General features: G+C 63.7%; 13 protein-coding genes. 8 read left to right on the forward strand and 5 right to left on the reverse strand.

Annotation, left to right across the window (positions count from 1 at the left end; all coding sequences use genetic code 11):
- From AC0MRV_RS18825 to AC0MRV_RS18860, 8 genes are all read left to right on the forward strand, one after another.
- Positions 1-233: hypothetical protein (locus tag AC0MRV_RS18825; RefSeq protein WP_472766060.1), on the forward strand; the 233-nt coding region annotated here is incomplete at its 5' end.
- A gap of 253 nt (positions 234-486) precedes the next feature.
- Positions 487-2,262: a transcription elongation factor GreA gene (greA, locus tag AC0MRV_RS18830; RefSeq protein ID WP_472766061.1), complete on the forward strand. Its 1,776-nt coding sequence runs from the start codon at positions 487-489 to the stop codon at positions 2,260-2,262.
- Between the two features lie 175 nt (positions 2,263-2,437).
- Complete coding sequence (locus AC0MRV_RS18835) at positions 2,438-2,938, forward strand: nuclear transport factor 2 family protein (protein WP_472766062.1); 501 nt, start codon at positions 2,438-2,440, stop codon at positions 2,936-2,938.
- 48 nt (positions 2,939-2,986) lie between these two features.
- Positions 2,987-3,568 (forward strand): TetR/AcrR family transcriptional regulator, encoded by a 582-nt coding sequence (locus AC0MRV_RS18840; protein WP_472766063.1) that lies wholly within the window; start codon positions 2,987-2,989, stop codon positions 3,566-3,568.
- A gap of 113 nt (positions 3,569-3,681) precedes the next feature.
- Positions 3,682-4,056, forward strand: coding sequence for a DsrE family protein (locus AC0MRV_RS18845; RefSeq protein WP_472766064.1), 375 nt, complete (start codon positions 3,682-3,684; stop codon positions 4,054-4,056).
- 151 nt (positions 4,057-4,207) lie between these two features.
- The gene (locus AC0MRV_RS18850) at positions 4,208-4,807 is read left to right on the forward strand and encodes a pyridoxamine 5'-phosphate oxidase family protein (protein WP_472766065.1); all 600 of its coding nucleotides are present in this window, start codon (positions 4,208-4,210) and stop codon (positions 4,805-4,807) included.
- A 47-nt stretch (positions 4,808-4,854) separates the two neighbouring features.
- A complete protein-coding gene (locus AC0MRV_RS18855) occupies positions 4,855-5,379 on the forward strand; it encodes an RNA polymerase sigma factor (protein ID WP_472766066.1) in 525 nt (174 codons plus the stop codon).
- A 54-nt stretch (positions 5,380-5,433) separates the two neighbouring features.
- Positions 5,434-6,372 carry an ArsR/SmtB family transcription factor gene (locus AC0MRV_RS18860; protein ID WP_472766067.1) on the forward strand — a complete coding sequence of 313 codons (939 nt, stop codon included), beginning with the start codon at positions 5,434-5,436 and terminating at the stop codon, positions 6,370-6,372.
- Here the strand turns inward: AC0MRV_RS18860 and AC0MRV_RS18865 are convergent.
- The 5 genes from AC0MRV_RS18865 to AC0MRV_RS18885 all read right to left on the reverse strand — a co-directional run bounded on the left by AC0MRV_RS18865 (position 6,358) and on the right by AC0MRV_RS18885 (position 12,680).
- Entirely contained in the window at positions 6,358-6,999 is a 642-nt protein-coding gene (locus AC0MRV_RS18865) for a phosphopantothenoylcysteine decarboxylase domain-containing protein (protein WP_472766068.1), read from the reverse strand. The two genes, AC0MRV_RS18860 and AC0MRV_RS18865, sit on opposite strands and share 15 nt — an antisense overlap.
- Positions 7,000-7,043: 44 nt before the next feature.
- Positions 7,044-9,233 carry an APC family permease gene (locus AC0MRV_RS18870; protein ID WP_472766069.1) on the reverse strand — a complete coding sequence of 730 codons (2,190 nt, stop codon included), beginning with the start codon at positions 9,231-9,233 and terminating at the stop codon, positions 7,044-7,046.
- A gap of 170 nt (positions 9,234-9,403) precedes the next feature.
- A complete protein-coding gene (locus AC0MRV_RS18875; RefSeq protein WP_472766070.1) occupies positions 9,404-11,032 on the reverse strand; it encodes an immunoglobulin domain-containing protein in 1,629 nt (542 codons plus the stop codon).
- 92 nt (positions 11,033-11,124) lie between these two features.
- Positions 11,125-12,216 (reverse strand): hypothetical protein, encoded by a 1,092-nt coding sequence (locus tag AC0MRV_RS18880; protein ID WP_472766071.1) that lies wholly within the window; start codon positions 12,214-12,216, stop codon positions 11,125-11,127.
- The gene (locus AC0MRV_RS18885; protein ID WP_472766072.1) at positions 12,213-12,680 is read right to left on the reverse strand and encodes a TlpA family protein disulfide reductase; all 468 of its coding nucleotides are present in this window, start codon (positions 12,678-12,680) and stop codon (positions 12,213-12,215) included. Before AC0MRV_RS18885 ends, AC0MRV_RS18880 begins: the two co-directional genes overlap by 4 nt.
- Positions 12,681-12,688: the final 8 nt, after the last annotated feature.

Below are 12,688 nucleotides of genomic sequence, written 5' to 3' on the forward strand. Positions count from 1 at the left end.
CCAACAACGACTGGCAGACCCCGACCCCGGTCTTTGCCGGCCAGCGCACCGCCACCGCCGCCGAGATCACCACCGCCAACTCCACCGTCGGCGCCTTCGCCCTCGAGGACGGCACCAAGGACGCCGGCCTGCTCATCACCCTCGCTCCCGGCGCCTACTCCGTCGAAGTCAGCACCGCCGCCAACGGCGAAGTCGGCAACGCCCTCATCGAAATCTACGAAATCCCAGAGTAAGCCGGGGTTCGGCTTCTCGCCCCCCTATCACCTCCAAGCCCCGGCTGCCTCCCAAGCACCGGGGCTTTGCATGTCTCGATCGTGCCAAACGCCCACCTACGATTGAACCGAGCTGCCTGTTGACATGACCCACCCCGATCCTCTCCAATGGCCAGTTCAGACGAAAAAGTCCCTTGTTATGAATTTGGAAGCCGTATCAGCGTTAGTCGCCAAGAAACCGTCGCTAAAAGCGGCCGTAGCCAAGCTGGAATCCATGGAGCCCGATGCTTATGTGGTCCATCGCAGCTGGGGCTTCGGCCAAATCAAGAGCTATGACGAGGCCGCCGAGCGCCTGATCATCGACTTCAAAGACAAGCCTGGCCACGCCATGGACCCGGCTTTCTGCGTCAACACCATGGATGTGTTGCCCGCCAACCACATTCTCGCCCGCAAGGAAACCGAGACCGAAGTCATCAAGGAGCTCGTCGACAAGAACCCGGCCCAGCTCGTGGTCGAGGCCCTGCAGGCCTACCCGAACAACGCCGCCACCGCGATCGAGCTCGAAATCACCCTCACCCAGGTCGTCGGCGAAACGAAGTTCAAGAAGTGGTGGTCCGCCGCCAAGAAGGTCGTCGCCAAGGACCCGCGCATCGCCGTCCCGGCCAAAAAGACCGAACTTTTCATCCTCCGCGAGACCCCGGTTTCCGCCAAGGACGAGCTCATCGAGTCGTTTGAAGGCACCCGCTCCGCCCGTCGCCGCATCGCCATCGCGGAAAAACTCCTCACCGCCGTCGAAAAGGGCGAGAGTCAGGAGGAACTCCAGAAGGTGCTCGAAGTCGTGACCGAAGCCGTGCGCGAATCCAACCAGCTCGAACACGCCGAGCGCCTCTACGGAGCCGCCATCCGCGACGACCTCGCCAAACTCGCCGAGGTTAACGTGGCCACGCTCGAGCCGTCCCAGGGTGAGATCATCAGCGACGTGCGCGACCTGCCCGATATCGCCGACGCTATCCCGGTGGGTTTCCAAAGCCGTTTCCTCGAACTGATCAAGGATACCCACCCCATCGAGTGCCGCGACGTCGTCTTCAACCTGCTCAAGTCTTCGCAGGGCAAGTTCACCACCGAGTGCATCAATTTCCTCGTCGAAAACGGCTACGCCGACGACCTCGCCGAGACCTTCAAGCGCTGGCAGGTGGAACAAAACCTCCGCGCCCCGGTGCTGCTGTGGATCGTCAAGAACCGCCACTCCAAGAAGTTCGCCAAGCTCCTCAACGACCTCATCACCCCGCGGCTGCTGAGCGCCATCTTCTTCGCCATCGACTACGAGGCCCTGCAGGCCGCTTCCGCCCGCCGCATCCCGCTGGCCGACATTCTCAGCGACGATCCAGATCTCATCGCCGACCTGCTCTCGACGGCCGATCCCGAAACCGCCCGCGACCTCGCCAACACCCTCATGCTCAATCAGGGCTTCGAGGAACTCACCAAGAAGTCGCTGCTCGCCCGCTTCATCAAAATCTTCCCCGCCATCCAGTCCCTCGTGGCCGGCGACGCCGAAGCCAAGGAGGAGGCCCTCCTCGTTTCCCGCGAGTCCTACGAGCGCACCCGCGAGGAATACGACGAGATCGTCACCAAGAAGATTCCGGAGAACTCCAAGGCCATCGCCACCGCTCGCGAACACGGCGACTTGAAGGAAAACTCCGAATACAAGATGGCGAAGCAGGACCAGTCCGTGCTCATGGCCCGCAAGTCCCAACTCGAGAAGGACCTCGGCCGCGCCCGCATCACCGACTTCACCGAGGCCACGACCGACGTCGTCAGCGTCGGCGGCATCGTCTCCCTCAAGAACCTCGGCAACGGCCAAACCCCGACCTACACCGTGCTCGGCGCTTGGGATTCCGATCCGGAGAACCACGTCATCGCCTACAAGACCCCGTTGGGCCAAGCCCTCCTCGGCAAGCGCGTCGGTGAGCAGGTGAAGGTCAAGATCGGCTCGAGCGAGGACGAATACGAGATCACGAGCATCGCCCGCTACATCGACAGCAAGGCCTGAGCCTCGCCTCCCCGCAAATTTCGAAACGCCGGTCCTTGGACCGGCGTTTTTTTGTGCCCTCGACCAGAGGCTGAGTCGTCCGACGAATAAATTTTGGCCGCCATTGCTCATGGGAACATGCCCGGCGCAGCAAGCCGCTGACGACGGCCACACTCGAACCATCCGATTCACTGCCATGATTCCCTCACCCTCTCCCTCCGCAGAAGCGCGCCCGCCCTTCCCGCCCTTCACGCACGAGACCGCCTTGGCCAAAGTCCAAGCCGCCGAAGACGCCTGGAACACCCGCGATCCAGCGAAAGTGAGTCTGGCCTACACGCCCGATTCCGAGTGGCGCAACCGCGACCAGTTTCTGCAAGGCCGCGATGCCATCCGCGAATTCCTCAGCACCAAATGGTCGCGGGAGCACTGTTATCGCCTGCGCAAGAAACTCTGGTGCTACCGCGACAATCGCATCGCCGTGACTTTCGAATACGAATGGCACGACGATCAAGGCCAGTGGTTCCGGTCCCACGGCAACGAAAACTGGGAGTTTGCTCCCAACGGCCTCATGCGCCGCCGGGTGGCCAGCATCAACGATGTGCCCATCGCTGAAACCGAACGCCAATTCCGTTGGCCGCGCCCGTGTCCGCCGGTCGCCGCCGGACCCTCGGACACTGCCTCCGCAACCCGCGACTAATTTGCCCTTGAGCCGACCGGGCGGTCGGTTCATTTCAACCCAAACCACATGTCCTCCGAATCCACCAAATCTCGCAAAGAACAACTCCTGGATGTGGCCTCGCACCTCTTTTATGAGCAGGGCTACCACGCCACCGGTATCAAACAAATCATCGACAAGGCCGGCATCGCCAAAGGCACCTTCTTCTCCCACTTCGAATCCAAAGAGCAGGTCGGCGTCGCCTGGCTGAAGAAGCGCCACCACACTTGGAACACTTGGCTCGACGCCTACCTGGCCGACCAAGACCCCACCCCTGGCGGGCAAATCATGGGTCTCTTCGGCTTCCTTGAGCGGTGGATGCAGGACTGCAACTACCGAGGGTGCGCCTTTCTCAACACCCTCTCGGAGCTGCCCGACGCCAACAACCCCATGCGCACCGAAATCGTGGACCACAAACAAGGGCTGCTCGATCGCATCCACAGCATCACCCGTCGACTGAACCCGGAGGGCGACACCCATGCTTCGCTGGCCATGGCGCGCGCCGTGTTGATCCTCTTCGAGGGCTGCATCGTGGAGATGCAGGTCTTCCGTAACACTTGGCCGGTGGAAGTTGCCCGCGGCACCGCCCGGCAACTCATCGAACGGAATTAATTTCGTTTTTTGGGAAATAACCGACCGACCGGTCGCCTCCCATAAATAATGACCGACCGGTCGGATTCCCAAGCCTCCGAATCGTTCGTTCATGAGCCTTAACCAAATTCAAAATGAAAACCGCCATCATCCTCCTTTCTGATCCCAAGTCCGCGTCCGAAGAATCCCTCGGCCGCCTGTTCAACGGTCTGGCCGCCGCCTACGACTACAAACAAGCCGGTGACGAGGTCACCGTGCTCTTCCAAGGCGCTGCCACCCGCTGGCCGCTGGTGCTCTCCGACGAGGCTCATCCTGCCCACGCCCTCTACGAAGGCGTGAAGGACAAGATCGCCGGTGTGTCCTGCGGTTGTGCCGACGTGTTTGGCGCCAGCGCAGACGCCCAGGTCACCGGCTTGGAGCTCATCCGCGACAACCCGGTTCCGCACACCAGCGGACTGCCCAGCCTGCGCAAACTGCAGGCCGACGGCTTCACCCTGCTCACCTTCTGACCCGTTTTGCCGGGACACAAAGTCCCGGACCTCCACCACCCTCGGGTCGTCGGCGCCAGGCGCGCCTTGGACCCAGCGCCTACGACCCGAGGTTCTCTTCCCTCCCCGCTCCTCATTCGCCTCCCGTCGCCCCCAATTTTCGCTGCTCCCGATGAACGAAAATTTCACCCACTTCGCGTTCAGTCCAACCATCCGCTCGCTACAGGAACGCTACGGCTCCCGCAAAGCCTACGCCCGCGTCGAGACCTCCGGCAGCCGCGCCACCCTCGGTCCCGCCGAAGTTGATTTCATCCGCCAACGCGACGGTTTCTACCTCTCCACTGTCGGTCCCAGTGGTTGGCCTTACGTCCAGTTTCGCGGCGGCCCCGTCGGTTTCCTGCGGGTGCTCGACGAACACACCCTCGGCTTCGCCGACTTTCGCGGAAATCGCCAATACATCAGCGTCGGCAACGTGCGGGACGACGCCCGCGTGTGCCTGTTCCTCATGGATTACCCGCGGCGGCAGCGGCTGAAGGTCTGGGCCGAAGGCAAATGGGAATTCGCCGAGGATAACCCGCAGCTCCTCCAACGCCTCATCGTGCCGGGCTACGTCGGTCAACCTGAACGCGTATTCACGCTCAAGATACGCGGATTCGACTGGAACTGCCCGCAGCACATTCCTCCGCGCTACACTTTGGCCGAGATCCGCCACGACCCCGCGCTCATGCGCGAACTCACGGCCATCCCTTCCGACACCCCGCCCCACCCCTGATTTCGTTCGTTTAACCTCCACCTCCCAACCTCGATCCCTCCACCCAAATGCCCTCCCTCGATCTCGATGCCATCGTCAACGACTTCTACGTGCCGGTCTTTCGCTACGCCGCCTCGTTGACCCGTGAATCCCACACCGCCGCCGACCTCACGCAGCACGCCTTCCTGACCTTGGCTCGAAACCAACACGCCCTGCGTGACCATTCCCGCGCCAAGAGCTGGTTGCACACCACCGTCTACCGCGAATTCCTCCATCAACGCTCCCGTCAGTCCCGCTGGACCCATGACGAGAACCTGCCCGAACCCGCCGACGAACAACTCCCCGTGCCCGGCACCGCCCTCGGCACCGACGAGAAAGCGGCCATCCTGCGCGGACTCGACGCCCTTGAGCCCATGTATCGCGACACCCTCCGCCTGCGTTACCTGCACGGCCTCGACTACCGGTCCATTGCCCGCCGCCTCAACATTCCCATGGGCACCGTGATGTCGCGCCTCTCCCGCGCCCACCGTCGCCTCGCCCGTTACTTCGAGGAAACCTCCTCCGAAGTCGTTGCGACCTGCCTCGCGCGCTGAACCCGTCCGACTTTGTTCTTTCGCACCGCTGCCGTTCCCCGCTAACTCCCCGCTGTGAACGGCACTTGGGATACCCTGAAGCTTCTCTCCGACCCGACCCGCGTCCGCCTGCTTTCGCTGCTGCGCGAGGAGGAACTCTCCGTCAGCGAGATTGAGGAAATTCTGGGCATGGCCCAATCCCGCATCTCTTCGCAACTTGCCCAGCTGCGCAACGCCGAGCTCGTGCGCGACCGCCGCGACGGCAAGCGCGCCTACTACGCGCTGCATCCGCGCCTCGCGGCCGGTGTCGCCCAACTCGTGAACGCCGCCTGCGACGCCGCCGCCGCGAACGAACCTGAACTCAGCGAAGACCGCACCAACCTCGAACGCGTCCTGCAAAAACGCCGCGCCCACCAGGAACAGTATTTCAACCTCATCGCCGGCAAGCTCGGAAAAAACTACTGCCCCGGCCGGTCCTGGGAAGCCATCGGCCACCTCGCTCTCCGACTCGCACCGCAGATCGAAATCGCCGACCTCGGCGCTGGCGAAGGCCTCATCTCCCAACTCCTCGCCCGCCGCGCCGCCAAGGTGTGGTGCATCGACAACTCCCCGCGCATGGTCGAGGTCGGCACCGAACTCGCAAAGAAGAACGGCCTCGCCAACCTCAGCTACAAACTCGGCGACGTCGAAAAGGTGCCCCTGCCCGACGCCTCGGTCGATCTTGCCATCCTCAGCCAAGCACTGCACCACGCGCAGCACCCGCAGACCGCGGTCAACGAAGCCTTCCGCATCCTGCGCCCGGGCGGCCAACTGCTCTTGCTCGATCTCAAGGCCCACAGCTTTGAAAAGGCGCACGAACTTTACGCCGATGTCTGGCTCGGTTTCTCGGAAAACGCCCTGCACGGTTTCCTGCGCCAAGCCGGCTTCGACCAGGTCGAAGTCACCACCGTCAGCCGCGAGGAACAGGAACCTTTCTTCGAGACCCTGCTCGCCTGCGGCTCAAAGCCTGCCTGATCTCGGCAACACCTGCGCGAGGATGGCCTCCGCGATCTGCGCTTTGGGCGCCGGTCCCAAGCGCGTCACCAAGCCCTCGCGATTCCACAACGAGACGGCGTTCGCATCGGCGTCCATACCGATGCCCGGCGCGCTCACATCATTGGCCACGATCCAATCGCAGCCTTTGGCCGCGAGTTTCGCCGGCGCCTTCACATCAAGATCGCTCGTCTCCGCCGCGAAACCCACGAGCAACTGACCCGGTCGCCGCTGCTGGCCCATGGTTTTCAAAATGTCTTCGGTCGGTTCGAGCTGCAGCGCGTGTGGTCCTTTGACCTTCGCCGCTTTGTCGTCACTCCGTTGTGCCGGTCGGTAGTCCGCCACCGCCGCGACCGCGATGAACACATCGCAGGCATCAAAACGCTCCGCGCACGCCGCCAACATGTCCGCCGCGGACACCACGCGCGTCACCGACACCCCTGGCGGCGCCGCCAGCGCGACCGGTCCACTCACCAACGCCACCTCCCCGCCCCGCGCCGCCGCGGCGGCCGAGAGCGCATAGCCCATCTTGCCACTGGAGCCGTTGCTCAAATAACGGACCGGATCGATGTGTTCGCGGGTGGGACCAGCGGTGATCAGAAAACGCATGGGAGAAGGGAGTCAGCAGCGCGGCGGTTTCTTCCGCAAGGCCATCAAGTTTCGTCGGTTTCGTGGGCGTGCAGATCTTCCCAACTCTTGGCCAGGATGATCTCGCCCTTCAGCGCGGCGACCATCGGTTTGAGCGGCGCGAGCGGATTCACGCCCTCGCGCGGCGCATCGATGGCCATCCCCACAAAGACCAGCGCCGATCGCTCTGATTCCCGCGCGATCACTTCCAGTGGCGAACCATTCGAAACAATGATCTCAATCTCGGCCTCGAAGCGCGTGGCCCGCACCAGCTCCTTCATCGCCGCTTCGGTTTCCGCGCGGCCCGCCTCGGTTTCGACGATGCGGCGCACGCGCAACTTGAATGGTTTTCCCGCCGCCTCGTGCTGCCAGAGGTGGGCCAGCGTGAGCATGAAGCTACCGTTGGCCCGGGCCCGCCACCACACGTCGATCACCGGTTCGAGCTGGTAGCTCGGCAGCTCAGCCTCGGCAAAGATCAAGAGGTTGCGCTCGAGTTCCAGAATGCGACGAATCGAACCCAGAAAATCCTTCTCGCGCAGCGCGTCTTCACTCCAGCCCATCAGCACGGTGTTGGGTTCGAGCGCCCCGACACCGGCCACCTGCAACAGCGTGGAAACGCCCTGCTCAAAACTCTCCGCCATAACGGTTTTACCCACCGCCGAAATGCGACTCTCGCGAATGAAGTCCTGCAACTGCCGCTGCATCTTGGCCTGCCGCTTCACCATCGCCGACCAGTCGCCGGTGATCACCTGCGACAGAAACAGCAACCCGCGCCGCGCCTCCAGTCGGTTGGCCAGCTCGACCAACGCCAGCCGGTTGGTCGGGTTGCCCACCAGCACCAGAATCACCGGACGCCAGTTGCGCACGTGCTGCCGCGAGGCCGCGAGCTGCAACAAACCGAAACGCGCCAGCGCGAACCAAATGCCACTGCGCTCGTCGCCCCACGCCGTCTGGTAGCGGCGGCTCTTGAGCAGCGAATACAGCCCAATAATGCACGCCACCGCGACCACCGTCGCCAGCGCGTTGAGCAGGAACATCGCAAACAAACAGCCCGCCGCGCCCAGCAAACAGGGCAGCCAATGCACCTTGAAAGTCGGTCGATAACTCGGGTTGGCCGCCAGCGCACTGAGGCCCGCCACCAGGTTCACCGTGCCATAGGTGGTGAGGAAGAACATCGAGATCACCGGTGCGATCACGTCGAGCTTGCCCGCCAGCAAACACAGCGCCGCCAATCCCGTCGACGCCAGCAGCGCCAGCCGCGGCTCATTGGCCGGACCGTGCCCCTTGCCCAACACCAGCGGCACCACGTGGTCCTGCGCCAGCGCCTGCAGCGTGCGCGGCGCCGCCAACAAACTGGCCAGGGCCGACGACAGCGTTGCCGCCCACAGGCCGACGAAGATCAAGGGCCCCACCACCGCGATGCGCTCCATCACGAGGTTGTTCGTCACCAGTTCCTCCCGATCGGCGTGCAGCGATAGCCAGATCATCTGCAGCGCATAGATCACAAAGGTCACCACCACCGCCAGGATCGTGCCCTTCGGCACGCTCTTGGACGGCTCCTTGAGATCGCCCGACATGGAAACGCCGGACATGATGCCGGTCACCGCCGGAAAGAAGATCGCGAAGACCAACCAGAAACTCGCGCCCTCCGAATAGGCCGGGGAAAAGTTGGCTGACCACGACGGCACCGGCGACCAGCCGATGAAGAACGACACCAGGGAGAGCCCCAGCGCCCCCAGAATGAAATACTGCGCCTTCACCGCAATGTCGGCCCCCACCCACGCGACCACGAAGATCAGCGCCAAGGTCACGATCGTCACCAGCCGCGTTGGCAAACCGGGAATCAAAAACTCCAGCGACTCCGCAAAACCGATGATGTAGAACGCCACCGACACCGCCTGCGCGAGAAACAGCGGCAAACCCACCGCGCCGCCGATTTCCAGCCCGAGGTTGCGCGAAATCAGGAAGTAGGCCCCGCCGCCTTTCACCCGAATGTTCGTCGAGATCGAGGACAGCGACAGACTGGTGAGCAGCGTGATCGCATTGGCGATCAAGAGAATGATCAACGCGTCCTTCAGGCCCGCCTGCCCAACCACCCAGCCGGTGCGCAGAAACATGATGACGCCGAGAATCGTCAGCACGTTCGGCACAAACACCCCGCCAAAGGTGCCAAACTTAACCGGTCCCGACTCGGGCTTCGCTGTCGATTCCTTCATACGTAGGACGGCACGCTAGATCACCGTCCACGCCGGGAAGAAGCGAATTCTACGGGGCGAATCCGCGTGGTCACCGCGGAACAAACTTCCGGGCAGCGCGGCACCGGTCGCGGTCCTCACCCGGAACATCCACCGCCTATTTGGGCTCGATGACAGTTCCCGACCTCGCGCTACAATGCATCCGTCACGTCGTAAATTTCCGCCAACACCACCCCCGATTCCCCGGGCGCCCCATAGACCTGCACGGTGTAGGCCCCCGGCGACAAGGTGATCACCAGCGCGGCATCGGCGCTACCGGGTTGGAGCGCAAAGGCCCCTGCGGCGGTGGCCGCCGCCGCCGCTTCCGCCAAATTGTTCGGTGTATCAGCCCAGTCATCGTTGCCGATGAACTCAACGCCACCGCTGGCGATCGTGATCCGCGGATCCTCCAGAAACCCCGGCACCTCATAATCCTCGAGCGCGGGACCGACACCACGAATCAGCATCGTTCGCGCTCCATTGCCATCGATCACAAAGCCCGCCACCAGCCGGCCGTCAGCGGCGACCAAACCGCGGGTGGCAAGGTTGACCAAATGTCCCGTGCGTCCCGCCGTCGGCACCTCATACACCTCGACCAAGGCGGCGCCATTGCCCCCCACCACCGGCGCCGAGCGGGGGCCACCGGGATGGTCGTAGAGCAGGGCTGCATCCGCGGCCCCGGCATGCAGCGCAAATCCCCCGACCTGCGCGGCCGCCGCGGAAAGTGCGGGGCCTTGACCATCGTCCTCCCAATCGTCGTTGCTGGCGATAACGGTCGAACCCTCCGCCAGTTGCAGCATGGGATTGGCCAGGCGATCCTCGACCCCGAATTCCTCCAGACTCGGTCCCGCCGCCCGCACCAACAGTCGCATGGCCCCTTCCGTCACAAAACCCGGCACGAGTTGCTGCGCGCCTGCGCCGGAATAGGACAAGGACGAAAGGTTGACGAGACGTCCAGTCGCGCCGGCATTCACCACCAGCGTCGCCACGTCGGTCTCCACACTGCCCGCACTGTTGCTCACCACCACGGAGTAAGCGCCGGCATCGGCGGGACTCACCTCAGGCAATTTCAGAAACGCCTTCACTTCATTCACCACGTCCACGCCGTTGTGACGCCATTGATAGGTCAACGCGCCCTGCCCGGCCGCGCCGACCGTGAACTGCGCCGACTGCCCCGCGACCACGGTTTGCGCACGGGGCTGCCAGGTGATGGTCGGCGGTTGAGTCGGCTCGGGGTTGGGCTCGGGTTCCGGTTCGGGTTCGGGTTCGGGTTCACCCCCGCCCGCCGCCGCCCGCACGCTGTTGATCACGCTGCGGAAGGTGTTGATGGGGAAATCCAGCCTGCCGTAACCAAGTTCCGAATACAGCAGTTCCCACTGTTGGTGGGACGCGGAGTCCGCCACGCCGTTGATGATGGCGAAAATCGGCTGCCCGCCCACCTGGAACCGGTTTGCTACCATGCGATTGAAATCGTTGAGCACCAGACCGAGCCCGTAAAAATCCACAAACGACTGTGTCGCGGTTTCCTCGTTCCCCTGCAGGTTGATCGCGACGTGCTTGACCGGCAGCCCGGCCAAATTTCCCCCGGCGTCATTGAAATACCTGACCACGCCCGGTTCGATCTCCGCCGCCGCCGCCTGACAAAATGGGCACCAATGCGCGAACCATTCGAGGAAGATCACCTGCCCTTCCAAATCGTAGAGTTCGACCGGATTGCCGGTCGCTCGATCAATCAGGGTGAAATTTTGCACGATGTCGCCCACTTGGTAAGAACCCGGCACTTGGGCAGGGGACGGCGCTCCGAGCGCAAGGGCGCCCGCGAGCCATAAGCAGCGAAAAAAAACGGTCTGACGCATGACGATAAACTTTCGGGTCAGTAGGTGACGGAGGCCGCGACCTGAATGAGGGTCCAAACACGGTCGCGGTAGAGGTTTTGAAAAAAGTCGAGCCGGGGATTGGTGGGGTCGTGATCGCTGCGCAACTCACCCGCCTGCAGACGGAGGGCCCACCGCTCGCCCTGCCAGCGCACGCCCGTCGCCCAGCGACGACTGTGCAGCCCGGGCGCAGCGCTGGTGAAAAGCAGCGCGTCCTCGATCTCACCGGTGTCCGTGTAGTAACGCCCTTGGACAAACCAGGCCCATTGATCCGTGAGCGCCCAGTCCACCGTGAGTCCGCCAAACCAGGCATGGAATCGCGGATCCTCGGTCGCGCCGCCCAGCACGCCACGCAACACCAGACGCTCCCCCACCGCCCAGTTGAGCGCCGCCTCGCCACCGAAGCGCCACGACCGTTCCGACACCCGCGAGGCCCGCAGCACTATTCGACTCCGCACACTGGGCGACACCACGTTCTCCGTGGAAAGCGTGAACGCCGCGGTGTTGAGCCCCACGCGCCCCCGGCGCAGACCGTCGAAATCGATCTCGTAGCCAGGCGCCACCTCGTCACGACCCAGCGCCGCGGTGAACTCGAGAAAGCCCGACGCCCGCAGATACTCCCAACGCACCCCGGCCCCGGCACTCACTCCCCGTGGATCGGGCGCTTCCCAACGATCGATCGCCGTCATCCCCAACGGTTCGTATTGCTGCCGAAAATACTCCGCGAGCCAGAGTGACCGGTAGTTGGTGAATCCTTGGTAGGCACCCGCGGTGCCGATCCATTCCAAGGTTTCCGCTGACCGCCACCGCACGTTGGTCTGCAAGGCCTCGCTGTGCTCCGACCGCCTCAGCTCCTTGCCCCGAAAGTCGAAGGGCACCGGCCGGTAGTCGATCGTCAGGTCATTGCGCGCCAAGCTCAGTTCGCCGCGCAACGCCCGCGCCGGCACCTCCCAACGCCAGCTGCTCGCCAGCTGGATCAGGTCCACGTCCGACGCCCGCACGCTTTCCCCGGAAAAATCCCAACGTGGCTCCGCCAGCACCGTCGAAACACCGCCGGCCAACCACAGGACGAGTGCGGCCACCCGGCTCATGGCGCCTCCTTCCGCGCCGCCTCGATCACGGCCCGCAGCGCATCCGCGCCTTCGAATCCATTGTGTTGATACACGACCCGCCATTCCGTCCGTTCGCCACGCAGATCAAGCACGGCCAGAAACGGCAGGCTGCGGGCCCCGAGCGCCTCCAACACCTCACCACCTGGATCGTCGCCCACGTGGCTGAGTTCGGCCCGGGCAATGAAGGCCGCGGTTCGATCGGGCCGGGCCGATTCCACGTTCAGCGCCACCACCTGCACGCGGGTCGATTGCGCCGCATAGGGACGGGTGATTTCGGTTTCGATCGTCGCCGAAGCCGGCGCGCACGGCGCACACCAGTAGGCGAAAAAGTCCAACACCAGCAGGTTGCCGGTGTAATCATCGAGCCGCCGCGGCACGCCGTTGTCGCGATCGAGCCACGTGATGTCACGCCAATCGTCCACCTCCGCTGCGTTTGCGCGCACGGCTACGG

The organism is Actomonas spartinae (assembly GCF_051209155.1).
In the GTDB taxonomy this organism is placed as follows: Bacteria; Verrucomicrobiota; Verrucomicrobiia; order Opitutales; family Opitutaceae; genus Actomonas.

Bases quoted from the DNA above. Each gene is read 5' to 3' on its own strand.
- greA (WP_472766061.1), top strand. From the start codon at position 487: ATGGAGCCCGATGCTTATGTGGTCCATCGCAGCTGGGGCTTCGGCCAA.
- AC0MRV_RS18835 (WP_472766062.1), top strand. From the start codon at position 2,438: ATGATTCCCTCACCCTCTCCCTCCGCAGAAGCGCGCCCGCCCTTCCCG.
- AC0MRV_RS18840 (WP_472766063.1), top strand. From the start codon at position 2,987: ATGTCCTCCGAATCCACCAAATCTCGCAAAGAACAACTCCTGGATGTG.
- AC0MRV_RS18845 (WP_472766064.1), top strand. From the start codon at position 3,682: ATGAAAACCGCCATCATCCTCCTTTCTGATCCCAAGTCCGCGTCCGAA.
- AC0MRV_RS18850 (WP_472766065.1), top strand. From the start codon at position 4,208: ATGAACGAAAATTTCACCCACTTCGCGTTCAGTCCAACCATCCGCTCG.
- AC0MRV_RS18855 (WP_472766066.1), top strand. From the start codon at position 4,855: ATGCCCTCCCTCGATCTCGATGCCATCGTCAACGACTTCTACGTGCCG.
- AC0MRV_RS18865 (WP_472766068.1), bottom strand. From the start codon at position 6,999: ATGCGTTTTCTGATCACCGCTGGTCCCACCCGCGAACACATCGATCCG.
- AC0MRV_RS18870 (WP_472766069.1), bottom strand. From the start codon at position 9,233: ATGAAGGAATCGACAGCGAAGCCCGAGTCGGGACCGGTTAAGTTTGGC.
- AC0MRV_RS18880 (WP_472766071.1), bottom strand. From the start codon at position 12,216: ATGAGCCGGGTGGCCGCACTCGTCCTGTGGTTGGCCGGCGGTGTTTCG.